The 25505-nt window shown below is 46.8% G+C and carries 22 protein-coding genes; 9 read left to right on the top strand and 13 right to left on the bottom strand.

Translation table 11 applies throughout. The features are described from left to right. The first annotated feature begins 120 nt into the window (after positions 1-120). Positions 121-2952 (top strand): FAD-binding and (Fe-S)-binding domain-containing protein, encoded by a 2832-nt coding sequence (locus JWH17_RS12550; protein WP_205222976.1) that lies wholly within the window; start codon positions 121-123, stop codon positions 2950-2952. Between the two features lie 316 nt (positions 2953-3268). Further along, entirely contained in the window at positions 3269-4066 is a 798-nt protein-coding gene (locus tag JWH17_RS12545; protein WP_205222975.1) for a hypothetical protein, read from the top strand. Between the two features lie 100 nt (positions 4067-4166). On the opposite strand, the gene JWH17_RS12540 is transcribed toward JWH17_RS12545, so the two are convergent. The 4 genes from JWH17_RS12540 to JWH17_RS12525 form a co-directional block, all read right to left on the bottom strand. Further along, entirely contained in the window at positions 4167-5708 is a 1542-nt protein-coding gene (locus JWH17_RS12540; protein WP_205222974.1) for an FMN-binding glutamate synthase family protein, read from the bottom strand. Positions 5709-6427: 719 nt separating this feature from the next. Next, the gene (locus JWH17_RS12535; protein WP_205222973.1) at positions 6428-7093 is read right to left on the bottom strand and encodes a DUF2459 domain-containing protein; all 666 of its coding nucleotides are present in this window, start codon (positions 7091-7093) and stop codon (positions 6428-6430) included. Between the two features lie 89 nt (positions 7094-7182). Then, the gene (locus JWH17_RS12530) at positions 7183-9585 is read right to left on the bottom strand and encodes a hypothetical protein (protein ID WP_205222972.1); all 2403 of its coding nucleotides are present in this window, start codon (positions 9583-9585) and stop codon (positions 7183-7185) included. Then, a complete protein-coding gene (locus JWH17_RS12525) occupies positions 9582-10343 on the bottom strand; it encodes a protein-L-isoaspartate(D-aspartate) O-methyltransferase (RefSeq protein ID WP_205222971.1) in 762 nt (253 codons plus the stop codon). The genes JWH17_RS12530 and JWH17_RS12525 overlap by 4 nt, the downstream gene beginning before the upstream one ends. Before the next feature lie 203 nt (positions 10344-10546). On the opposite strand from JWH17_RS12525, the gene JWH17_RS12520 reads away from it, so the two are divergent. Both JWH17_RS12520 and JWH17_RS12515 read left to right on the top strand, forming a co-directional pair. Then, a complete protein-coding gene (locus JWH17_RS12520; protein WP_205222970.1) occupies positions 10547-10927 on the top strand; it encodes a regulatory protein GemA in 381 nt (126 codons plus the stop codon). Between the two features lie 83 nt (positions 10928-11010). Next, on the top strand, positions 11011-11460 hold the full coding sequence (locus JWH17_RS12515; protein WP_205222969.1) for a CBS domain-containing protein: 450 nt from the start codon (positions 11011-11013) through the stop codon (positions 11458-11460). Between the two features lie 431 nt (positions 11461-11891). On the opposite strand, the gene JWH17_RS12510 is transcribed toward JWH17_RS12515, so the two are convergent. The 9 genes from JWH17_RS12510 to JWH17_RS24370 all read right to left on the bottom strand — a co-directional run bounded on the left by JWH17_RS12510 (position 11892) and on the right by JWH17_RS24370 (position 20503). Next, complete coding sequence (locus JWH17_RS12510) at positions 11892-12533, bottom strand: FlgO family outer membrane protein (protein ID WP_205222968.1); 642 nt, start codon at positions 12531-12533, stop codon at positions 11892-11894. After that, the gene (locus JWH17_RS12505) at positions 12526-13224 is read right to left on the bottom strand and encodes a hypothetical protein (protein WP_205222967.1); all 699 of its coding nucleotides are present in this window, start codon (positions 13222-13224) and stop codon (positions 12526-12528) included. Before JWH17_RS12505 ends, JWH17_RS12510 begins: the two co-directional genes overlap by 8 nt. 92 nt (positions 13225-13316) lie before the next feature. Continuing rightward, a complete protein-coding gene (trxC, locus tag JWH17_RS12500; protein WP_205222966.1) occupies positions 13317-13760 on the bottom strand; it encodes a thioredoxin TrxC in 444 nt (147 codons plus the stop codon). A gap of 12 nt (positions 13761-13772) precedes the next feature. Beyond that, the gene (locus JWH17_RS12495; protein WP_205222965.1) at positions 13773-16124 is read right to left on the bottom strand and encodes a fatty acid cis/trans isomerase; all 2352 of its coding nucleotides are present in this window, start codon (positions 16122-16124) and stop codon (positions 13773-13775) included. Between the two features lie 16 nt (positions 16125-16140). After that, the gene (locus JWH17_RS12490; RefSeq protein ID WP_205222964.1) at positions 16141-16329 is read right to left on the bottom strand and encodes a hypothetical protein; all 189 of its coding nucleotides are present in this window, start codon (positions 16327-16329) and stop codon (positions 16141-16143) included. A gap of 93 nt (positions 16330-16422) precedes the next feature. Beyond that, positions 16423-17529 carry a tRNA 2-selenouridine(34) synthase MnmH gene (gene mnmH / locus JWH17_RS12485; RefSeq protein ID WP_205222963.1) on the bottom strand — a complete coding sequence of 369 codons (1107 nt, stop codon included), beginning with the start codon at positions 17527-17529 and terminating at the stop codon, positions 16423-16425. A gap of 266 nt (positions 17530-17795) precedes the next feature. Beyond that, the gene (locus JWH17_RS12480; protein WP_205222962.1) at positions 17796-18734 is read right to left on the bottom strand and encodes an AEC family transporter; all 939 of its coding nucleotides are present in this window, start codon (positions 18732-18734) and stop codon (positions 17796-17798) included. 118 nt (positions 18735-18852) lie between these two features. Beyond that, complete coding sequence (locus JWH17_RS12475; RefSeq protein WP_205222961.1) at positions 18853-19656, bottom strand: sulfite exporter TauE/SafE family protein; 804 nt, start codon at positions 19654-19656, stop codon at positions 18853-18855. A gap of 142 nt (positions 19657-19798) precedes the next feature. After that, complete coding sequence (locus JWH17_RS24370) at positions 19799-20503, bottom strand: FadR/GntR family transcriptional regulator (protein WP_205222960.1); 705 nt, start codon at positions 20501-20503, stop codon at positions 19799-19801. Positions 20504-20787: 284 nt separating this feature from the next. Here JWH17_RS24370 and JWH17_RS12465 point away from each other — a divergent pair, with 284 nt between their 5' ends. From JWH17_RS12465 to JWH17_RS12445, 5 genes are all read left to right on the top strand, one after another. After that, positions 20788-21117: a PilZ domain-containing protein gene (locus JWH17_RS12465; RefSeq protein ID WP_205222959.1), complete on the top strand. Its 330-nt coding sequence runs from the start codon at positions 20788-20790 to the stop codon at positions 21115-21117. A 158-nt stretch (positions 21118-21275) separates the two neighbouring features. Next, positions 21276-21839, top strand: a complete 564-nt coding sequence (locus JWH17_RS12460; RefSeq protein WP_205222958.1) for a TetR/AcrR family transcriptional regulator — start codon at positions 21276-21278, stop codon at positions 21837-21839. 246 nt (positions 21840-22085) lie between these two features. After that, on the top strand, positions 22086-23240 hold the full coding sequence (locus JWH17_RS12455) for a radical SAM protein (RefSeq protein WP_205222957.1): 1155 nt from the start codon (positions 22086-22088) through the stop codon (positions 23238-23240). Positions 23241-23337: 97 nt separating this feature from the next. Further along, the gene (locus JWH17_RS12450) at positions 23338-23961 is read left to right on the top strand and encodes a hypothetical protein (RefSeq protein WP_205222956.1); all 624 of its coding nucleotides are present in this window, start codon (positions 23338-23340) and stop codon (positions 23959-23961) included. A gap of 38 nt (positions 23962-23999) precedes the next feature. Further along, complete coding sequence (locus JWH17_RS12445; protein WP_205222955.1) at positions 24000-25337, top strand: aldehyde dehydrogenase family protein; 1338 nt, start codon at positions 24000-24002, stop codon at positions 25335-25337. Positions 25338-25505: the final 168 nt, after the last annotated feature.

The raw sequence follows: 25505 nt of genomic DNA, 5'->3' as shown, positions 1-25505 counted from the left end.
TGATCTCATCGAACAATGGAAGTTTTTTTTACAAAATCTGACTATCAATCGATGATTTATCAATACATTTAGCACACCGCAACACGCTGAAATTTATCCAATATTTATGGAGAGGCAGCCATGATCGACGTTGAATATCAAAAATATGTAAAGGCAATATCCACGCAAATTCCTGAAGAACGAATCTTTACCGATACGCTTCACCGCCTCGCCTATGGTACAGACGGCGGTTTTTACCGATTGGAACCACAGGTAGTGGTACGAGTTGCAAACGAAAAGGAAATGCAGCTTTGTCTACGCGAAGCATCGTCCAGAAAACTCCCGGTAACCTTCAAAGCAGCGGGTACCTCTCTTTCCGGCCAAACCATCTCTGATTCTATTTTGCTCATGGCCAGTGATGGGTGGGAAGACTACGAAGTATTGGAAGAAGGACAAAAGATTCGTCTACAACCAGGGATTATAGGAGCAAAGGTGAACACCATTCTGGCTCCGTATGGTCGCAAATTTGGTCCGGATCCTGCTTCCATAAACTCTGCCATGGTTGGCGGTATCATTATTAACAACGCTTCAGGCATGAACTGCGGCACCCATGAAAATGCCTACCAAACTATTGAATCTGCTAAAATTATTTTCGCAGACGGCACCCTTCTTGATACCGCAGATGCCGACAGCCGTGAATCGTTTCGACGAACACGCCCGGGATTTATTGAAAAAATTGAGGAAATTCGTGACAGGGTCCGTGCAGATGAAGCATTTGCCGCTCGAATACGCAAAAAATATTCCATCAAGAACACCACCGGCTTTTCCATTAATCCTTTTGTCGACTACGATGACCCTTTCCAGATTATCATTAACCTGATGATCGGCTCAGAAGGAGCATTGGCATTCATCTCTGAAGTGGTGATGCGTTCCGTGCCCAACTACCCTTGCAAGGCAAGTTCCATGGTTTATTTTCCAGACATCATGACTGCATGCCGGGCAACAGTAGCACTCAAAGAAGGACCGGTAGATGGCGCAGAGCTACTTGACCGACTGGCATTAAAATCAGTGGAGAACGAAAAGGGTATTCCTGATTTCATCAAACAATTTGATGAAACAACCACTGCGGTCCTTTTAGAGACCATGGCCTTGGATGACGATACACTCGCTGAAAATATTGCCCAAATCAAAAATATTCTGGACGACTTTACAACACTTCGTCCCGTGGAATTCACTTCTGACCCCGCTGAAAACGCACAGTTGTGGAATATCCGTAAAGGGGTCTTTCCTGCTGTCGGCGGCATGCGTGAAATCGGCACGACCTGTCTGATTGAAGACGTCGCCTACCACATGGATACCCTGGCCGAGGCAACTAAAGAGCTGCAGGATATCGTCGCTGAATATGGGTACACTGACGCAGTTATTTATGGCCACGCTCTCGAGGGAAATTTCCATTTCATCCTCAATCAGGACTTCAGTGACCCCAAAGAAGTAGAACGTTACGAAAAAATGATGCACGCAGTCATTGAGATGACTGTTGATAAATATGACGGTTCTTTAAAGGCGGAACACGGCACAGGTCGTAATATGGCACCATTCGTCAAAAAAGAATGGGGCGAGAAAGGCTACGAACTGATGCGGGAAATCAAGCAACTCTTTGATCCGGATACTATCCTTAATCCGGGTGTAATCATTAATGATGATCCTGAGTGCTATTTAAAAAATTTCAAACCGCTGCCCCAGTGCGATCCAATAATTGATAAATGTATTGAATGTGGTTTTTGTGAAGTTAACTGCATGTCAAACAATTTCAGCCTCACCGCCCGCCAACGTATTGTCATCCAGCGAGAGATTACGAGACTGAAGAAAAGTGGAAAAAACCCAGAGCGCCTTGCAGAGCTTGAAAAAGGTTTTATCTTCGAGGGCGATGAGAGCTGCGCTGGTGACGGACTTTGCCAAACTTCATGCCCGGTATCTATTGATACTGGAAAATATATAAAGCAAATACGGGCTGCCAATCGCAGTAAGCTTAGCAAAAAAATCGGCAAATTCACTGGAGATCATCTTGACCTGGTTTGCAGCAGTGCTTCCTTGGCACTTGGGGTGGTCGGAGGTATGCATAGTCTTCTGGGTACCAAAAATTTTGGTAAGATATGCGATACTGCCCGTAGTGTGAGCGGCAATCGCATTCCACAATGGACACCTGCCATGCCTAAAGGCGCATCAGCACCAAAAGCGACCCCGATCAACGCCCACGCTGAGAAAAAAGTCGTCTATTTTCCTGCTTGTATTACACGCTCCATGGGACCGGCAAAGGATGACCCGGTGAACGATTCAGTGACCGAGGTAACCATTCGGGTACTCAAAAAAGCGGGTTATGGCATCATTTTTCCAGAAGGTATGAAAAACCTCTGTTGCGGTACACCTTGGGAGTCTAAGGGCTTTATCGAAACAGCAGACATGAAGTCCAGCGAACTTGAAAAGGCACTGCTTATCGCTTCCGAACAGGGCAAGTATCCAGTACTGTGTGACACATCTCCCTGTTTATATCGAATGCGTAAAGTCATGGACAGCAAGCTGGAACTCTACGAACCGATCGAATTTGTACATAAATTTCTGTTGGACAAATTAGATTTTACTCCTAAAAAGGAGACCGTAGCCATCCACCAAACCTGCTCAACAAAAAAAATGGGCATTGCCGCACTTTTGAAAGATGTTGCCTCAATGTGTGCAGAAAAGGTAGTTTTACCTCCTGATGTAAACTGTTGCGGATTTGCCGGAGACAAAGGTTTTCACATCCCTGATCTGAACGCTCATGGACTGAGAAAAGCGGTTCCGGTGATCAAACAGGAGGGCCCTGTGGCCGGGTATTCAAACAGCCGTACGTGTGAAATCGGCTGCACATCTGAGCTCGGTATCCCCTACATGTCGATCATGTACCTGGTAGATGAAGTAACAACAGGCAAAAATTAAAGTGTATAAGACGTGGTCCCCGTGAAAGCGGGGACTACGTCTGCCCATTGCTGTGCTCTAGTAATTTCAGAGATCTTTTTGCTTGATAACAAGTACGTTCGGGTAGCGTGGGCAAAATCAATATTTCATATCCAGAATGTATAGCTCTCATCACAATAGGGCGGTCGAAATGAGCGACAACCCTTTTTTCAGATAATTGTACCCAATCCAGAAAAGCTCTATCACTACTCATTTCATTATATTGACCACCTAACTCAGGTCCCTGCTCTATTTACAAGTGATCCATCAGGATTGTTAGACCACTTGGAGAGAAGCGATGAATTCATCGAAGTCTATTCGCCCCCTCGTTTCAAGAAATTTTAGTTGGCGTCATGTCATTTTATTAATTCTTATTTTTGGCTCACTTCTCTGGTTGTTGAGCTTGCCCCCCATTGCCCAAAACACCGAATACCATTTATTTGCAGACACCCGCAACATCATTGGTATACCAAACGGTTTTAACGTTGTGTCTAATCTACCATTTTTAACCATTGGGATTCTAGGCTTGCGGTTTTGTATGCAAAAAGACGCAGGTGCAGTTCGCCACGCGTGGACCGTTTTTTTTGCTGGCGTTGGTTTAGTGAGCGTTGGCTCTGCATACTATCACCTGAACCCTACCAATGATTCTTTGGCTTGGGATAGATTATTAATGACCATTGGATTCATGGGGCTATTTGTTGCTCTTTTAGGGGAATATATAGACAACCGACTAGCCACGCTTTCACTTGCACCTGCAGTAATAATTGGTCTTGCCTCTGTTATGTATTGGCACTGGACAGATGACCTACGGCCTTACTTGTGGGTTCAACTTGTCCCCTTGCTGACCATTCCAGCGGTGATAACCTTGTTTCAGAAGAAATACTCGCATCAGTGGCTTTTGCTTGCCGCTCTTGGTTGGTACATCCTGGCCAAAGTGGCAGAGTTCTACGACATACCACTATTTCGAATGACTCAAGGATTTATTAGTGGTCATTCACTCAAACATCTACTGGCTGCTGTCAGCTGTTACAGCATTCTTCTAATGCTGCAAAAAAGAAAAAATGTTGACCGTAACTTAACGTCAGAACATAAGTAATTTTAATCCATAACACGCCGATATTTGGAGGCTAGCACAAAACAAGCTGCACAGGAGAATATTTTCAGATGATTATTCTTTTCCTTCCATATGTCTTAGTTTATGCGCTTCGATGCCCATCATCCAAAACCAACCGTATAATTGCCTCTGTGTCTGTCTCATCGGGCAGCCCCCAGTTGGGTTGGTATCCAAAGAGTTCTTGCAAAGCTGTAGACCTGAAGCTGTTATCGAGGATTTCTAAATGGTCGCAGGTGATCAGGCCGGGATGGCAAATGCCACAGGCACGGGAGAGATATGTTAGCTCCTTGCGGAGTGTCACAACATAATTCGCCATTCGGGCCGCTTTGGATGTCGGTTCCAAGCCTCTCATCAACCAGCGATTTTGGGTGGCTATACCTGTAGGACAATGTCCGGTATGACACCGCTGTGCCTGTATGCAACCAATCGACAGCATTGCTTCGCGGGCAACGTTGATCATGTCGCACCCCAATGCAAAAGCAAACAGTGCCGATTCGGGAAGCCCCAGTTTACCTGAACCGATGAACACAAGGTCATGATGGAGATCGGATTCGGCAAACACGCTATAAACCTTGCTCATGCCTATTTTAAAAGGTAGCGCGACGTGATCGCTGAATGTCAACGGTGCTGCACCGGTGCCCCCTTCGCCACCATCGATAGTGATAAAGTCGACGCCGCGATCAGTTGTTGACATAGCCTCAGCCAACTCTTGCCAGAAAACCGATTCGCCAACCGCTGCTTTGATGCCTACCGGCAGGCCCGTCTTGTCAGCGATCAATTCCACAAAATCGAGCATGCTGTCAACATCTTGAAATGCACTGTGGTAGTTGGGGCTGGCGCAGTCGATGCCTATTGGAATGCCGCGAATAGCTGCAATCTCGGGAGTAATTTTAGCGGCAGGCAACAACCCGCCCAAGCCGGGCTTTGCGCCTTGACTCAGCTTGATTTCGATCGCACGGATAGGGCTTGCGTGAACGGTCTCCACCAGTCTATTGAGATCAAAATTGCCGTGCGAGTCACGACATCCAAAATACCCTGTACCGATTTGCCAAATCAAGTCCCCTCCATGCAAATGATATGGCGAGACACCCCCCTCACCCGTATTATGGAGACACTGAACTATCTTTGCACCGCGATTCAGCGCTTCGATCGCTGGGGCGCTGAGCGCTCCAAAACTCATCGCCGAGATATTCACGACCGAAGCGGGACGAAAGGCGTGTTTTCTTCCACGTCGCCCACCCATCACTTTGGCACACGGTAACGGATACTGCGGATCAAAACCTGGGTCACTACTCTTAGGAGTAGGCAACGGAAACATGGCCTGTTTGATAATCAGGTAATTTGGCGACTGCTCCAGGTCATTATCCGTTCCGAATCCAAAATAGTTGTTGGCGTTTTTCGAGGACGCATAGATCCAGCGCCGCTGATCGCGCGAAAACGGTCGTTCTTCATCGTTGTCGGTCACAATGTATTGCCTTAACTCCGGCCCGACTGTTTCGAGCAAATACCTGCAATGGCCGACAATGGGAAAATTGCGAAGAATTGAGTGCTTGGTTTGCACCAAGTCGTAGATGACTATGAGGAGTAGAAAAAGCCCTATGCCAACAAATATCCAAAACCACATGGGTGTCTATCCTTTCGAATTAGCGACAACGTATCGCGGACGGATTATAGAGAGGGCAGCGTAATTTCATGTGCGACGTTGCTTGCAAGGTGTCAGGCCTAAGGAGTTGTGCTGAAACAACTTGAATCGCTCACATCGCATCTTCAGGTCATCTTTGACTGATCTTCACTCACAAAATCCTCAACCTAGCACAACTACACCTGCGGCTTTGTTCAATTAGATCGTCAAAATCCAACCTATACATGAGCGCAATATTCAATTTATTTACGAACAGTTCCAGAGAAAAAACACCTTACACACACTTATGGTGAAACGGCAGTTTCGCCAAACCACCCGCCTGGACCATCGTCCAGGCCTGCCCCCATTGAGCTGCCCACAGCACCCATTGTGCCGAAAGCTATAGACCATCTTGCATAATTACTTTTTCGCCCGATCTCTCGGAGTGTAGCGCTTCCCTCGTTATGCCCAAAAAAAATATCCTCGAAATAAGACTCCAATATGAATGATATGCTTGCGGTATTTTTTTGGGCATGCCTCAAGCTTGTGCCAAAAATAGAATGATTCAAGATACCCCTAATCACAGTTATTAAACACAAATATGGGAATCTGGATAAACCTGCTGTAAGCACCTCTACTCTGTGGACTCATAGAAAAATATGCCAATACCATTCTCTATTTTTCTGCCCAAACAGGCATAGACTATTATCTATTCATTTTCTTTACCGTGGTTCAGATTTTACCTGTATAACTTCTCCAAATCGGCGTACCTGAGACATTAGACCGTTCACCGTTATAGAAGAGTTGACAGGGCACCCAGCGCTCTGCAGGATAGTTTCTGTCCAGGTGTTGCATGTCTTGAAAAGATGATAGGTTTCCTCTGATGCATAGAACTGACTGGTGCCGTAATTTCCATGACCCAAAGCAACTGCCGAACCAGATTTATCACGCGAGAAGCTTTTTGATATACAGCGGATCATTTTCTCGAATCCCGGTACGGAAAGCTGTAACTTGACGATCTCGCTGTATGGAAAATAGTTCTCAGGTTGTCCTCGAAAACCAACCAGGTGCACAACACTTGAGGTCGGCAACAACAAAGCCTTGGCAGCAAGTCCCGATCCGGGGTCGGGAGAGGTATAATATGCTCTATCTCCCCAGCCGATTTCTACATAATCCATATCAGCGAATACATCGGTTTTTGGCCAGTCTGAGTGCATAATATCGCTACGTTTTACAACAATCCCTGCGTGCCAGCCATGATTGACCAGAAATATTATCTTTTTCTCCTCATCCTCTTGGGGAGGGAATAATGCATTAGGTTGCACTGCGCAGCCATTTACCAGTATTACTATAACGAAAGGCAGTACTTTGGCTAACAGCTTCCTCACATCTTTCCTCCGAAATGATGCAAATAGCAGCCTTAATAGATTCATAGTACCCAGACTTCGCTTACAATAGTAAATTGAACAAATCCGCATTATGGCTGACTTTTCAAGAGAGCTGCCACCGCAGCCAACACATATGCACAACCGGCCATGACCAGGACTACCGAAAACCCGAATTCCACAGCCACGATGGTTGCCAGCCCGGCAGACACAACTGAAGAACACCCATTTATCCCCCAGGCCCATGCTGCCTGCCTTTTACTCTGCCCTGCCAGCTGCGCGAGACCAAGGGGAAACGGCATCCCCATGATGATACCAGGCGGGGTAATAACCAGTAAAAAAACAATAGATTTCCAGACCGCTGAGCCGACCATGGCCCAAGAAAGTATTGGCGACAGAATCCGGCTGTATAGCAAAAGCAGTATGCCGGCGACCAGAGCAATCGGAGCCAGGCCAACACCCTGGCTCGAAACCCATGACGAGAGACGGCTGCCTACACCGGAGAAAATTAAAAGACTGCTGATTCCTGCTGCAGCAGCATAGAGCGGATGACCGAAAAACAGGGTCAGTTTATATATCAACATAATCTCAAAAAACATATACCCCAGCCCCAGGGCGCCGAAATAAAGTACAGCCCATCCCTGTAACCTTCTATCCCCAGGTCTTCCGACATGGAGTAACGGCAAAAGAATCAGTACAATCGCCGCCACCGTCGCCTGGAGGAAGCTGACGAGCACTACGAGATATCCCAGTTCTAAAAAAGAGACTGATCGCTCACCAAACAGGCGAGTAAGATCCGGTAGTGATTGCCAGCGAAGAAACTGGGAAAAAAACGGCCTTCCATCGCTGGTTGGCTGGATATCATACGCATACCCCGCATACAATATCTGTCGCAAGGAGGGGGAGGAGAGCATATCCAGGTTTGAAAAAAAATCAGGATCCGCAATGGTATGATAGCGTTGCCGCTCTTCAGTCTGCAGACCGGGTAAAAGTATTGGATCAAATTGCAGATCATTGCAAAAGACTCGAACCTGTTCTATCTCACCGCTGGTAAGCTTTGAGCGTTTCACAATAAACGTCACCAGGTTCCAGCTACGAAGAGCCACTGTATGCAGGGCCGGGTTCACTCCCTGTTCTTCCAACACTTCGCGGATTGTTGCTGCCAAACGCAGTGTGTTGCGGCTTGGCGTATCGACCCAGGTGGATATCTGAAGAACGCCTTTAACTGAGAGACTATGCCACATTTCTGTTATAGCCTCTTTGGTAAGGAGGTACTGCTCCTGCAGCGCCATTACCCCTGATCCCCCTCCAAAACGGCCTACGACGGGCAGTGTTATTAAATCATACTTTGTCTGGTTTCGGGCAAGCCACGTTCGAGGCTGGACAAACACGTATTCCTGCTGATGCTCTTGATTCGTAAATGGGCTATTCAACCCAAAACCCGACCATGAAAGTCTGGCGGCCTTCTGGTGCGGTTCTACCGCCGTAATCGTTGTTGCTCCCTTCTCTTGAGCCAGCGTAATCTCTGCTCCTGTTCCAGCCTGCAAAAGGAGTACTCGTTCTCGCATAGAGATGGCGTAAGGAAGAGCAGTAGTGGTTGCCTGGTAAAAACGAGGAGGAGCATCGTTAACCACGCCAAACCAATCTCCATTGATGAGGACAACGCCGCTGACTTCCGGTATTTCTTTGGTATAGGTCAAGCTTAGTCCTGGAGCATAGCGCAGAGTCGGAGCGCGTACCAAATGCACTTGCCCTTGCGGATCGGGCTGCGCAGCCACTATTGCAGCACCAGGGATATCCAGAATACGCCTGATATCCTTGTACTCGGAGAATCGAGTTTGCTGGGGCTGAACGAGCAATACGACAATACCTACCAAGCTGAGCAAACCGGTACTGCAGACGAGTATGCGCCTGACTTCTGTAGCCACCAGGCACCCCGCCGCCCAGGGCAGGAAGGCTGTCACGGCTGGAAGATCCAGCGGCCAAAGAAACCCCATGAAAAATACCGCTCCCACACCGCCGAGCCCGGATCCAACCAGGTTCGCACTATAGAGACTGTTAATCCGGTGGCTATGGGCAATAAAAACCAGGCCTATGGGCAAGGCACCGAAAAAAAAGACCAGCAAATAGATAGCCTGGCTGAGCAGAAGAGAGATGGACTGTACAGGTTCCACCACAACAAAAAAAATATCGAACGTCTCAATCATCCCCTTTGAAAAGGGTAGCGCACAAGCCATGAGCAAAGCGCAAACAAAGAGTAAAACAGGCAGCAGCCAATCCAGGTTACGCAACAAAAAAGGACGAAAGAGAGCTATACATGTACCGCTTGCACCAAAACCAAGCAAAGCAACCGAGATAACCAAATAAGCGAAGTGGTGCCATTGTATCATGGCCAATAACTGCATCTGCTCCAGTTGAAACCCGATCAAGGCAGCAGAAATCAGCACCAGGGCCATATGCAGCCTCATACCAGGTGCGATTATACTTTTGCTCACTCTTTTCTCCTAAACGGGACAAAGCGGACCGGCATTAGACTGCGGGTGGTGATCTCATCGTTTTTTTTCTCTACCAGCATGAGGTGCTGAACGAAAAAGGGAGAGCCGACGGGTATAATCATGCGTCCACCTTCCCGTAATTGCTTGAGCAGCGGTGGAGGAATAAATTCAGCGGCAGCGGTCACGATCACAGCATCAAAAGGTGCTGCCGAAGGCCATCCGTTATATCCATCCCCCTGCCGCAGCTGCACGCTGGTATATCCAGCAGCTTTCAAACGGTTGTCAGCGGAGGTAGCCAATTCAGGTATAATTTCCATCGTATAGACATGGTCGGTCAATTCGGCAAGCACTGCGGCCTGATACCCGGAACCAGTACCAATCTCAAGCACCTTATGGTGTGGCTCGAGCGCCAGCATAGCTGTCATATAGGCAACAATGTAGGGTTGAGAAATGGTCTGACCATGACCAATGGGCAGAGGCGTGTCTGCATAAGCACTTCGCTGAAGCGAATCAGGAACAAAGAGGTGACGTGGAACAGTGGCCATCGCGCGAAGCGTTGCCACGTCTTCGACCCCCCGTTCGCGCAGCTGGGTGGTTACCATGTGTCGACGTTCCTGCTCGAATCCGTTGGCGGGCTCGCTTCTACAAGGTGATATTTCTGCAATCAACGTAAAGACAACCGCCGCAACAGCCCATAGAAACGCAACCGTTACGGCTCTGCTTTTCAGCACATTTAAAAGGTCAATCCCGGCATTCATACTCACCTCTCTTCGATTATAGAAAAAAAACAGGTTTGCCCTGTATCTTGTATTTTTCCTGCTGGGCCGAGGATATAGATGACAATGCTCTTAGAATAATTATACTCTTTTTAGAGATGGAGAAATAAAAAAAATGTAGTGAACTAAAAAAAAACACCTCCATGACTCGCTGATTTTTGTGTGTCCGCAGCAAGGAGCATCCAATGCCGATCGACAGAAAAAAATTAGCCGTTATCCATATCGTCAAAAAGGAACTGGGACTCTCTGACGAAGATTACCGAGACATTCTTGAGCGTGAAACAGGCGTCCGCTCGGCAAAGGATCTCGACCCGCAAAGCTTCCAACGTCTTATGCGCTACTTCACCCGCAGCGGCTATTATCGTATCAACCAATACGGCCTCACCTTCAGGCAAAAAGCGTATATCAATCACTTGGCAGCAGAGCTTGGATGGGAAGAGCAGCACCTCAATAACTTTATTGCAAAATACTTTAAAAAACCTGCCGTGACGCAGCTCAATAAAAAGGAAGCGAGCAAGGTGATAGAAGCGCTGAAAAGCATACACCAGCGTACTGTAAGTTCTTGACCGGAAAAATCGGGGAAGAATTACCACTATGCGATTGTCTACAGAGCTGATCATCGGCAATCATTACAAGAAAGGAGGAACTCATGTCCACTGGAGCATTTTGTAACAGGGAAGTGGTGATCGCTGAACGGAGCACAGAAATTATTACATTGGCCCAACTCATGCGCAAACATCATGTTGGCGATGTAGTTGTTGTTGACAAACAAGGAGAAAAGGTCGTACCGATTGGAGTTATTACTGATCGTGATATTGTTGTAGAACTCGTAGCTGCAGAACAAGATCTTGCTTCTGTAACTGCCAATGACCTCATAAGTCGCGAGCTGGTAACAGGCCTGGATACGGAGAGCATCTGGGACGCCTTGCAACGTATGCGCCGTAGAGGCATTCGACGCATGCCGGTTGTTAATGACGCTGGAAGCCTTGAGGGTATTTTGACGGTAGACGATATCATTGAGCTCCTTGCTGACGAGTTATCCATGCTCGCCGCCATTTCAGGACGTAGCCGGGAACAGGAGCAAAAAACACGAGATTAATTACTGAAGGAGCCTATAACACAGTAGCAACAGTACAATCTGCTACAATATAGCTGAGAACCGCATTGCCACAAAAAGATACGATTGAGCAAGTGTGGAATGTTCGTGTCAGGGAAAATGAAATAGTCTTTTGCGATCGGCGTGGCACACACTGCAAAAAAGATCACTTCCTCTGCAGTCGAGTGTCACCGTAGCTTGAGGAGCTTAAAAAAACAGGAAACATTTATGAGCCCGTTGATTTACTGTCTTTTCGCCCAATCTCTCGGAGTCTAGCGCTTACCTCGTTATGCTGAAAAAAATAATCCTCGGAGGTAAGCGAAGACTCCGATATCAACTATATGCCTGTGTTTATTTTTTCGGCATGCCTCGGAGTCTTCGCTTACCTGACCTTGAACGAAAACCCTCGTAAATCAACAGACTCATTTATACATTTAATAAAATATCTTGTCGATAAAGGATTCCTCCGGCGGTTTAACCATACTGCTGTCCTGGCTTTTAAACTGAAGGTTGAGCATACGAAGCGTATTTTCATCCAGGTATAAACGATCATCATACGCTGCGCGGATGGTACGGTCCTGGGGAGTGACCAGGCGTATGGAAAGGTACATCATACGATTGGTCATGGTATAGGTTCCCACCACGACGGCCTGCGCATTTTGCTTGTCTGCTATTTCGTTTAAGTCTCGCGATAGCATGAATTCGCCGACATTGGCTTGAACCAGCACATTACCTCTTAGCTTTATTTCCCTGGAAATATATCCTTTTTTCACAAACCCACTGGTAATGGTATTCTGCAGATTACGGCCGAAATCAGATGTCTGGTTAAGCTGTTGATTGTCCACCAAAGTGGTAACAATAATCGGCTGCTCAGGTTGACGCGGGAACAACGGTGGTACAGCCTGCTCAATCAATGTCTGGGCTATTTTGTCGCCTAATTTAACCAGATTAACATCTGCTCCCATCAAAGGTTCAAGCCTGGTTCCGTTGAGGCTTGAACAACCATTCAACAGGAGAGTGCAAACAAGCAAACTGGGTAACAAGAAAAAAAAACGAACCAAGCCCATATTAATCATTACTCCCTGAATAGTGTGAACTCGTCAACTCAAGTTCCGGGGCAGGAGAAGCCTGCTGATAATGCCAGAAATCAGCATCGTTTATGTAGTAGATATTGGAACTGCGCATGATGTACCGATTGTCATCAACGATAGAGGTGGTGATGATAACCTCGTAATGGCCGTTAACCACAGTGGTGGCCAGCGCCGCATCGACCGCACCGGCGGTGGCTAGTGCTAAAATTTCCCCTGGCGCATTTCTAAAGACAACTATCCCTGCGGTCAGCGCAGTAAGCACACCCGGCTGGAGCCATTGGTGCCTGTTTGCCTGGTGATAGAGGACCTGCACCTTATAATCCACGACCAGTGCATCCTCTTCCTTAGCCGCTCTGGTTGGTACTCCAAACTTGACTAATTGGGAGACGAGCAGATCATTGAACCCTTCATCAAAGGGAAAGGTTTCTCCTTTTCCGCAGGTATCGGGCAGCCCGCATGAATGGCGAACATACACAGGGGTGACCAGATATTCACGGTTTATCAACTCCGTATTTATTTGACTGGCAACATCATTGGCCAATACTTGCCAATGGTGGGCAGCCTGCATTTTCTGCTGTTTGGTGTAGGCATATCCCGTGGGTTGGGGAATGCGCAGGCATCCAGCAAACATAGTGACTGCAACCAGCAGGGCTGCAACTAGAGCGTATCTGCTCATTACACCTCCGAAAAAAACAATCTCAATGGAAGACTCTATTTCTATGTCGGCTGTATGCCTTTCAAAATATAGGACTTTTTTGCACAGCTTGCCTACAGGCAGTTATTGAGTCTAGCCTCGATGTCAGCCTGAGGTGCCGCACCCACTAACTGGTCGACCATTTTACCGTCTTTAAAATAAAGGATGGTCGGCACTCCCCGTATCTGAAAACGAGAGGCTATCATATTGTGGGCAGCAGTGTTTAGTTTACAGACCACAGCCTTGCCGGCATAGGCTGCAGCGATATTCTCTATAACAGGGGCCACCATCTGACAGGGGCCGCAGGTAGGTGAATAAAAATCTACCAAAACCGGCAATGGTGATTTTTCCACAATCTGCGTAAAGGTATCATCGGTCAAGGCAACAACCACGCCGGTCACAGGGGCACCTTCCAGGCTCTCTCCACAACGTCCGCATTTTGCTTTAAGCTGCTGTTTAGCAACTGGAACGCGATTTTTCGCACCACAGCCCGAACATACTACAATCGTATTTTGCATGCTGTCTCCCTCCTATCTGGCTTCATAATAGTAACGGTTCAAATCAAACAATCCTGCCGTTTCCGGGTTATCTCTGCTAAATCTTTCTTGAAACCAATCATGCACTTCCCAAAAGTTGTCGTCTGCACGATTTACACTGAACTTCTCCATTTTTTGTATATCCTCTACGCTGCCGTCAAAATGAGCAAGCAGAGACAAAAAGGCAGGCAACTCCTCAACACTCAAGTCAATATAATTATTGGGATAGGAGCCGACAAAACCACTGATAAAATCAGCCTGGTCTTTTTCCGGATTCAACGTCCTTTTTTCACTGAACAAAAAAGTAACATTGTCATGCCAACGATGAATGACAATGGATACCACGGCATCTTCGCGATCAGGAATGCGAATGCGCATATGTGCTACATTAACATTCTGGTCCTGTACAAATCGAAAAAAAGCCGTTCCAGGCGCGGAAACAGCATGAAAGCCCCGTAGATAGTCTTCTGTGGTTGTATAGTTTTGTGGAAGAGCCGGGTACGTTTCACCAGCCTTGAGATAATTATTGTCAAAGTCGATACCGGTTTCCGGCAGCACGTGCTTAGACACAAGACGCTCAATAAACTCTCGCTGAGGGTCAGAGGTCGTATACTCCACAGTTGTTCCCATTCCGGCAGGGTAATAGTTCACCTCATCAAAACTGACACCATGGTACCACTGGCGCATAAGCTCTTCGCGGTCTGCTTGCGGTAAAAAATCAAGGAAATAACTTTCCCCTTCTATCCGCAATCTATCCATGTACAAGCGAGTTGCCAGCTGGTGGCCCACAGTTCCGTAAACATCGAAACCTGCTACCAATGAATAATAAATTCTTTCAAGTAACGGAAAATCCATCACCCATGCAGTATGGGGCAGCCCACCGAGAACTCCTTTATGGACTGAAGCACTGTCAAAATGACGAAACACTGTGAGCAGTGGTGTATCTGCCGGCCTGTTTCCTTTCCAAATAGAATCCATCCCCTGCCCCTGGTACAGATAGGAGGCGTAAAAATCCTGACGCGCCTTATAAAACCGGACAGCACCCTGACTGTACCTGTTGCCCAAAGCATTAAACAACCGGTAACCGCTACCCTCTTCGGAGGGCATTGTTAAATCACTGCTGTGCAGTTTCAAAAAACCGGGATGGCGTACGGTCAAATCATGATCCGGATCAAGAAACATGACCCAGAAATGGTCGTTAATCACATTGAGCGCAACTTGTCCCTTGCACACAGGTCCGCGAATAAAAGTCATGATAATGTAGTTGGCATTATCAAGGAGAAACTGGTAGCGGGAACGAGGGGGAATCTGCTCAAAAGCTGCAAAAGGATTAGCGCTGACAACAGGATCGAAGCTAACAGCGTGCGGTTCCTGCAGCCATTTGGGCTCTATAAAGAGTGCATTTATCCGGGTATATTGCTCTCCGTCTAACGGAAAGACCATATGGGTTTTATGGACAATGGTAGAATGAATCCTTCGAAATCGGTAATAAAACGGTGCCGTGCCAGGATCGTCGTAAGGGCGAACCGTTGGAATGACATCGACAGGCCGGCCAAAAGGTGTGCGAGAACGAACCAATTCATAAAAAGCATCTGAACCGGTTTTAAATGTAATGTGGGCCAGGAACAGATGCTCATACAAATAACGGGCCGTTACCACGTACTTGAGCTTGGGATTGTTTAGAAATGTTTCCCATTGCTCTACCAATTGCTTATCCAGACCATCAATTGCGGTAAGAATCCTTTGCTCGGCAACGCTTGGTCCATGGGCCCCTTGAACAATCCACCCGGCAATAATCGAATATTCTTCTTTTTTAAGGGGAGGAAAACCAAACGGCATTCCGCGGTTAGGGTGTTTTTGCAGATAGCTGCCAAGTTCGGCACTATCTTTAGAACAGGTCAGGTCATTGGCTTCTGAAAAATAGCTCCCGGTACTTTTCGGATGCTCCATTTTATGGTTAAGCAACTGCAGCATGAGGGAATCGCTGAATCCATCTGCGGCACGGTTTTGTGTGACGCTGAAAAACTCTTTTTCCCGCCACTGCTCAGTGGTTTGCGCATCAATAAAAAGTCTGCTCGGATCCATGGTCTGTAAGCGGGAAGAGTCGTAAATCGCCTTTTTACTAGCCCCTCTATCAGCCCCTTCAAAGGAGCTCAACTTTAACTGGCAAGGAGAGTTATAACAGGAGTGACAAACCACACATCGCTTGTCCAGGATTGGCTTAACCTCTTGCAGATAGTCTACCTTGTGTGAGGGGATGCTTATCGCAACAGGCGGCAAAGGCTTTTGCGCACAACCACCGATGATGACAACCAGTAAACAGGGCAACAGCAGCCATTTGTTCATATTCTATTCCTTTTGCCTACTGTTTGCCGATAGTTGGAATGGTATAGCCGATATCAAACACATCATGACAGGCTGGACAAATAAAGAGCCACCGGGTTATGCTCTCTTCTTTCTTGAACATTGAATGAAAGCCGTCTTTGTAGCCGCAGCTGGGACAAATCTTGAACTCATCTTCCATATCGATGGATATAATATCATATGCCATAAGAGTCTCTTTTATGCAGGTTGTTCATTTTGGTGAATTTAGGTGATCAATCAGCCTACAACTTCACCCGCCTCTTTCCCCTAACAGCTTTTCTTACGCCCCTTTATATTCTTGCAAAAAAGAGAGGACGGCATCATAATCCCCTGAAAAAAGGAGCAATGGGGCCTTCTTTTTTATTTTATAGTCATACATTGGGTCATAATAATCACCAAGCAATTTTTCTATCCACATCTTGTGCCCGTCGGGGCGCCCCTCTTCCAACTGCTTGTTGTGGGCTTCAAGCTGCAACTGTTTTACAACGGCTACACGTTGCCCACCAAGACGCCGGGATATTTTATCCACCTTATGCTGCATGCTTTCCAACCAACGAACCAAGCCGTTTTCCTCGCCAAATGCCTGTCTATAATCTGCCTGTTCCTTGACCACATACTCATCAAAGGTTATTTGTACCCGTTGTGCCAATGACGCTTCGAGTAAAACCAGCGGACAGGTGTTAAAATGGGCAGCCAAAGGACCCGGCAGATAACAACGGCCGACATGGGTTCCTTCCGCTTCAAGCACCATGGTCGAATGCCCTTCACTGGCGTGTTTGACCAAAGCAAAGGCCAGTAGGTTCTCAAAATTTGCCTGACCAGGCTGAGGGTCGATAAAATTTCCAAAGGAAGATCCGCGATGATTGGCAATTTTTTCCAGGTCTATGGCGTTATCAAGGTGCTGCAACAAGATGGTTTTTCCCGCTCCGGTTCGCCCGTTAAGGATAATCGGCAAACTGGTAAGCTTACCAGGCTCCAACTGTTCTAAGAGATACCTCCTAAAGGCCTTGTAGCCGCCATCTATGCGAGGGACAGATAGGCCGGTTTGGTCATTGATCCACTGTTGAGAAATCTGGGACCGCAGTCCGCCACGGGAGCAAAACAACAGAGCATCGGGATGCGCAGCAATAAAATCAGCCCAGGCCTGAATTCTCTTCTTTTTAATAGCTCCATTGACCAATTCGTGCCCCAGTTCAAGTGCGGCCTCTCTCCCTTTTTTCTTATAACAAATACCGACCTTGTGCCTCTCATCATCATCCATCAAAGGTAGGTTCACTGCACCCGGCAAGGTGGCGCCTTGATACTCAAGAGGAGCACGGACATCAATCAATGGTCGTTGTGTTGCTATAATCTGCTGATAATCACTTACAATTTGTGTTGCTTGCATCGAGTCCTTTGTCAAGACACTCTGAAAAAAAGCATTATGCAAAGGAAACAGACTTTACATTCTTGCTCAATCCGGAAATGACCTGTTCGTTATAGATAAAGGTAAGAAATAATTTTAGAGCTACCTTAAAAATGAATGTGCTGCTCGTTAGGCACACACATAAAAGCGCCTCCGAGTGAGAGTTTCAAGTGGTTTTTTGAAACGTATTCCAGCTCATCCTGGAGCCAGCTTAGAAAGAAATGGACGAAGACTATCACCGATGGGGATCAGAACAAGCCGGAAACATACGCATATATCGCTAACATCACCGGAACATAGACAATGGAAAGCAGATTGGAAAGCAGCACTGCCAAGGCTGCCTTTTCGGGCTTTGCGTTCAACAATACTGCCAGGGTAACGGTGTTGCCTGCCATGGGCACAATAGAAAAAACAAACATTACCTTATACAGCTCACCATACAGCAGATGGGTAAAAGTTGTATCCAGCAGGATAACCAGGCAAACTAATGTGGGCCAAAGGAGGTGTTTGGCAGTCAGGGATATTTTTAAAAACGTTACATCCACCCCACCTCCTTTCCGCATGCCATCCAGTCCCATCCCGATAACCATCATGCCGAGGATGGAAAACACCACCTTAAATTGACCAGCATATGCGGTAATGGATTCCGGCAGTCCAATTCCAGTGAGGTTTAACACAAGCGCCGCTAAAAATGCATAAACCGTCGGCAGCCTGCAAACCTTTTTAAAGCTCTCCAGAGCCGTAAATGTCCCCTTGGCAGTGATGTAAAAACCGGTTGTCGCCTCATAAAAAAAAGAGGCTAATACCGTAAAGATAAAAATATCAGCTATTGCAGGCTCAAACAAAACCAGAGCCAGGGCGATTCCGTAGTATCCTGAATTACCGGTACCGGCAGTAAAGCCAAGGATATTGCTGGTAGCATCCGGCCAGGTTTTTTCAAAAAGTTTGAGATGGATAAAAGCAAGCAAGGAGCCGAGCAGATAGAAAAAAACAGGTAAAAAAAGGACAGCAGGATTTATAGTTACACTCAAAGTGGCACTGAAAACCACCATGGGACCAACAACATAAAATAAGACAGTGGCTATTGCCTCTTTATTAACCCGGAGGTAACGGGAGGCCAGGTAGCCCAATACGATATTGGCGTAAAGGGGGAGGATCTTCCCCAGTAGAACAAAAAAAACACTCACAACATGAGCCTTATTACAAAAAGAAAGTTCATCATTACGCCGCTATGTGGGTTGATCCTCTTTTACCGTCTTCTCCGGACAGGTCTTTGATACAGCTACAGAAAAAGGCTACAATCGATTAACTGATCAACCCCCAAACCATCTTGGTGGCTACAGCATAAAGGAAAAGAGCAAAGATACGCTTTAGTTTATCCACCGGTAGTGAATGTGCCAGTTTCGCCCCCAGAGGTGCGGTGAGCACACTGAGACTGACAATAAAAACCAGTGCCGGCAGGTACACATAACCGATACTGTAAGGAGGCAAGCCACTGGCGTGCAGATTATTAACTACATACCCAAACGCCCCGGCAATGGCAATGGGAAAGCCGATAGCGGCAGAGGTGCCGATAGCCCGGTGAGCAGGCACGTTACACCAGAGCATAAACGGAACAGACAGCGACCCGCCTCCAATACCAACCAGACTCGAGGCAACGCCTATGATATTCCCCACTCCGAACATGCCTGGTTTATGGGGTAACTCCCTCGAAGCTTTGGGTTTTTTACTCAAAATCATCTGGGTAGCAACACTGTAAAGAAAAATACAGAAAAAAACTTTAAGAAAGCCGGTGGACAGTCGTGAGGCTACAAGCGTCCCCATAAAGGTACCGATAAGGATTCCCGGAATAATTTCCTTTACGATAGACCAGTCTACCGCTCCTCTTCGGTGATGCGACATAAAACTGGAAATAGAGGTAAAAATAATGCTTGCCAAAGAAGTCCCAAGGGCTAAATGCATTATCACCTCTGAGCCGATATCCTGCTTTATAAAACAAAACACCAACATCGGAACAATGACCAAGCCACCGCCTACGCCGAGCAAGCCGGCAAGCAGCCCAGCGATGAGCCCAACAGGCAAATACATTAATACAATTTCTACTGACATGTGTCCTCCTTACCGACTCTAGCTTGAAAGAAAAGCCGGATAAAAAAATAGAAACGCCTATAACAGACGGGTTATGTTTCTTCTCAACTAGTCAAAGGTTTTAGGTATAATGCGTCAAAGATGCTATCAACCCAGTGAGTAGTTATATCTCTTCTCCTAAAACATGTTCCTCAATATCGGTAATGTGCGATTGCATTGCCCTATACGCAGCACCAGCATCTCTATTCTCAAGGGCCTGGATAATGCGCAGATGTCCATTAACTGATGTTACAGTCCGCTCGTTGCTTTGCAGCCAGGTGGAACGGGTCGCATCCATCAACGATTGAATAGTATTCATCACTTGGGTAAGAACGGGATTTGCGCAACATTTTGTCAGTAACCGATGGAATTCAGCATCAAGGGCATCGCAATCTTTTCCCTGCAACATTACATTCTGTTGATCGCAAACGAGTATCTTCAGTTTATCTAAAAGCTCGGGTGTTACTCTCCGAGCTGCCAGAGCTGCAATTTGCGGTTCTATCAATTGTCGAAGTTCAATGACGTAACCCAGATTTTGATCCTGCCTGCTAATGGCACTGAGGAGAGAATCAACCGGCGTGAATGCATCACTATCAGCTATCAGATAGGTCCCGTTCCCCTGCCGGCTTTCAATAATTTTTCTTTCGCCAAGGGCCTGCAAAGCCCTGCGAAGGATACTGCGGGATACACCAAGAGATTCTGCTAGTTTTCTTTCAGGCAATAATCTATCTCCCGGGCGCAGCTGCCCGTCGACAACCAGCGTACGGATCTGTTCGATAACACCAAGATACCCTTGAACATTCTCAACAGGCTTGCCTAGGTCGGTCACAATCCCTCCAGAATCAACAATTGGTTAACCAATATATCACAAAGAAATGTTTCATACATTGTATGCCAAAATAAAACAATGTTTCTCATTTACAATTGGGTGACCAATTACACAAAAACAATATTTCTGGTGGCCACAAACAATCTTCGCTTGAAAACTCTTTGCAAAGTGATAGAATTAAAAGTTTTAACCAATGTTTTCGCAGGTTGGCAAAATAGCCCACCCTATTGAAGGGTATCTGGCAAATACTACACACCATTTCAGCCCCTACTCCGGTATCCACATTGACAGCACCAGAAGACCGCAGAAAAGCATTTCGAATGCCCTTCAATGCCGACGTTGTTTGTCGGGATAAAAAAACAGGTATCGCCTACCAGGGAAGACTCAAGGACATTAGTGCATTGGGAGTGTTTATTGAAGCAAGTGATCCTCCCCCAGTTGGGAGCGTTTGCGAATTGGAGATTGCTCTTCAGGGGTCAAGCAGCCGTCTGGTCATCGATAAGCTGAAAGGAACAATCGTGCGCCATGTAAACAGTGGCATGGCCATTCGCTTTGATGATCGACTGGAATGGATAGCATTGGTCCCTATCTATTTTCATAAAATGAAACCATAAACTCCCCTTAAGCTGTTCATAGTACATCAAAAACTCTTCTCTCCATTTTTTCTCTCTTCACCTTGCCTCTTCCATTATCATTTTGAGTTACGCAACTGACTGCACCAACAGTGAAAACACGCTTGACACCTACCCTACCTACTAGTAGGTTTTTAATTATGAAAGACACACGAATAAAAATACTTGACGCCGCACAAGACCTGGTACAACGTGTTGGTGTCAATGCGATGAGCTACAAGCATATCAGCGATACGGTAGGAATTCGTAAGGCCTCTATCCATCACCATTTCCCTAAAAAAGAAAATTTGGTCGATGAGTTGCTGAAACGCTGTCAGCTCTCCTACGGTGCATACTACAATGATATCGTGAGAGGGAGTGACTCTGCTCCGGAAAAGTTAAGAAAACTTGCTACAGTTTTTGAAAATGGGCTGAGCAATCAAAAGCTCTGTCTGGTTGGGTCGATAAGTACAGACAGCAGCACCCTTCAGGAGCATTCCTGCAGAATTCTTGAACAGAGCATTCAAAATACAGTTACTATATTTGCCACCGTCTTTATTCAGGGAAAAAAAGAATGTTCCCTGTCGTTTACAGAAACTGCTGAAGATGCAGCCTTTGCCTTTTTCTCCTTTTTGGTCGGCACCCAGATCGTTGCCAGATCGTGTGGAGGCACAGAGTTTTTCCACAAAGCTGCACAAATAATAATAGACGCGCTTGAAAAATGATACTCTCTTGGGAATGAAATCGCTCCAAGGGTAACAGATATATTTCCACACTCTCAACACTGATGGACTCGTAAAAAGTCCATCACACACTAAAGATGGCTAGGTACAAAAGTTCGATATACAAGGCGCAGTGTTTTGCTCGAAGCGTTGACTATACATTTGGTATGTCAAAGCCTCGGGCAAAACCTGCAACACCGTAGACCGGACTTTTTACGACGCCATCAACACTGACTAACAACAATTATCATGGCTAATAAAGAACAATACAAAGGATTTGAACAAGGCCCCATACGTCCTCCCAGCGAGGCGGAAAGTCTTTTGATTCGCATAACCAGGAATTGTCCATGGAACAAATGTACCTTCTGCCCGGTCTACAAAGGTGCTCAGTTCAGCAGACGTCCAATTGAACATGTACTGCAGGATATTGACACTGTCCGTTTATTTGTCGACGCTATCAATCATGCTCGACAATCTGGTGATCAGCTCTCTCATCACAAATTAAAAGAGTTGACACAGGATGGAAACGAAAACGACATGCAGGCACTCCACGCTGCATACGCGTTTGTTGCCGGCGGCATGAAATCAATTTTTCTTCAAGATGGAAACAGCTTAATCATTAAGCCCGAAGACATGATCCGCATCCTGAACCACCTAAAAGATGCTTTTCCAAAAGTGGAACGTATCACCTCTTACGGCAGGTCCCAAACCATTGCCAAAATCAGCGACGATCACTTGCTGCAAATGGCTGAAGCAGGGTTGAACAGAATCCATATTGGGATGGAATCAGGTTCAGACAAGGTACTGAAGATGGTAAAAAAGGGTGCCGACAAGGCAACGCAGGTGCTTGCAGGGAAAAAGGTAAAAAAGGCAGGAATCCAGTTGTCTGAATATTACATGCCCGGTCTAGGCGGCAAGGCCCTGTCCAAAGAAAACGCACTGGAAACCGCTGATGCCTTAAATCAAATCAACCCTGATTACATACGGCTGCGAACCCTCGCACTACCCGAATCTACCCCGCTCACGGAACAGTTTCGCCAGGGTCATTTTGATAAAATGGGAGAGGTCGATACAGCCGAAGAGCTGCTGCTTTTTCTTGAAAACCTCCACGGAATTACCAGTACAGTGAAAAGTGATCACGTGTTGAACCTGTTTCCTGAGGTAGATGGCGTACTACCGACTGACCGTGAGAAAATGCTGCAACCGGTACAAAAATTTCTCGCACTTGAGCGTGATCAGCAAATGATTTTTTGCATCGGCAGACGCACTCACCGCCTATCGCGTATCAGCGATTTGGATGATCCTGTTCTCCGTGGCCATGCCCTGAAAATGTGCTCTGAGTTCGGGGTAACGGTCGACAATATGGATCAAGTTACAGAGGCGCTTATGCAGCGTTTTATATAAAAACAGATTAACAACAGCAAAGAACAGTCCAAGAACAAGGGACAGCCCCTGTTCTTTGACTGTTCTTCTCGTAAATCCCACAGAAAGAGATAAAACGATGACTCACAGTCCCGCTACAAAGGCCATTCCCAAAGACACCATGCCAGCCATAACGCTTCAACTTTCTGAGGAGGGAATAGACAAATTCACCGCGCTTCTCCAGTCTGGCGTGGAGATCGAAACCAACGCCGGGGAACCGCTCCTACAATTCCTTGAAAAGATACCGGGATTTACCCCAGAGTATATTGACAACGAGATACAAACTATTTTTCTCGATGGTACAGCAATCGATGATGTACATGCTCCATTGACTGACACAGAAACTGTTATCGCTCTTTCAGCTGCCATGCCCGGTCTTTCCGGTGCCATTTACAGAAAAAACAGTATCCACTCGCCCCTTCGCTCAGTACATCACCAGTATGATACGACAAAGGTCGACGAAAAAACAATATCGATTTACCTCAAACTCTTTAATTCTATCGCAAGAGATCGGGGTGCCGAGATGCTCAGACAAGGCGTAACGTTGAAGGCATCCACCATGTTGACATTTTTACAGACACGACCTTGGCTGGTTGACCATATACAGGCAGTCACCATTAACGACGATCCCGCTGCCAATACTGATTCTCTGGTGGACACGCTTCGTAACACTGAGCGGGCTCATCTCAGTTTAACAAATTAATAATAGACACACTCAACAACCGGGAAAAGGAGTCTCCAATGACACCCATGCTACAGTCCTTTGATCCTTTTACAGGGGAACTGATTGATGAAGTTGCGATTACCTCTCCTGCGCAGCTGCAGCACACTGTAGCAGCAAGTCATGACGCGGCAAAACAGTGGCAAGCTCTAACCCCGGAAAAGCGTTTACATCACATCCATGCTGCTTATGCCGCTGCTGAGCCGGAAATGGAGACACTGGCAGAGCTGCTCAGCCGTGAGATGGGCAAGGACATCCGCCGCTCTACCGGAGAGGTACACGGCACAGTTATGGGCGGACCATACATTGCTGAAGCCGCCTTGCAGGCTTTACAGCCACAGCACCTCAACGGAAGCACCCTGGAATATAGACCTTTGGGAACAGTGGCGGTGATCTCCCCCTGGAATTATCCTCTAGCCATGGCCAATAACCTTATTATTCCCGCTCTGATTGCAGGAAACTGTGTTATCTGGAAGCCATCGGAAGAAACACCGCTTGTTGCCCAGACATTTTTTGATCTCATAAAAAAAGAATTGCCACCAAATGTTCTTCAGCTCATCCATGGTACAGGAGAACAGGGCCTAATGTTAGTTGAAAGCGATGTAGATATGATCGCCTTCACCGGCTCCCAGATCGTTGGTAAAGATATTATGCAAAGGGCCGGCAAAGATCTAAAAAGGCTTGTTATGGAGCTTGGCGGCAACGACCCGATGATCGTTTTACACGATGCGAATCTCGATGCTGCGGCCAGGTTTGCAGTGGCGAGCAGCTTTGAGAATGCGGGCCAGATGTGTACATCCACTGAGCGGATATATGTTGATGCTGCAATAGCGGATACCTTTGAACGGAAGGTAGTTGAGTATGCCAAACACTATAAAGTTGGTCCCTGGAACCTGGAAGGAGTCAATATCGGCCCCATTATCAATCATAGGCAACACAAGAAAATTTCGGAACATATTCAGGAGGCCGTAGAGAAAAATTGCAGGCTGCTCTATGGCTCAGTCGATCAAACAGCACCCTTTATTACGCCCACAGTACTTGCTGACCTGACGCCGGAAATGCGTATCATGCGGGAAGAGACATTCGGCCCAGTGGTTTGCATCAGCAGGTTCACCAACCTTGACGAGGCTATCCACCAGGCAAATGATACCAGTTACGGTCTGGGTGCGGTTGTGTTCGGCAACAAAGATGCACAGCACGTGGCTGATCAATTTGAGGCAGGAATGATCGGTATCAATCAAGGGGTTGGTGGTGGTGGAGATGCCCCTTGGGTTGGCGCCAAGCAAAGCGGGTTCGGTTTCCACGGCTCTCCCGAAGGGCATAGGCAGTTTGCTCAGACCACAGTAATAAATAAGTAAAAAGTACAATTAAACTAAAAATTAATAACGAACAGACCTAACCCGACTTTCGCAATTCGCGACCATGTGGACGTGTAACTTGCTGTTTTTCCATAATCGACAATTTTAGGTCGGCACTACACGGCTTTTTTACAGGCCGCTTTGTCTGCTGCAATCCGTGGCGGAGGT

Origin of the sequence: Desulfogranum marinum, assembly GCF_016918565.1 — a bacterium.
In the GTDB taxonomy this organism is placed as follows: Bacteria; Desulfobacterota; Desulfobulbia; order Desulfobulbales; family Desulfobulbaceae; genus Desulfogranum; species Desulfogranum marinum.
The sequence above is the reverse complement of the archived record's forward strand: the minus strand, read 5'-3'. Positions and strand labels throughout refer to the sequence as shown.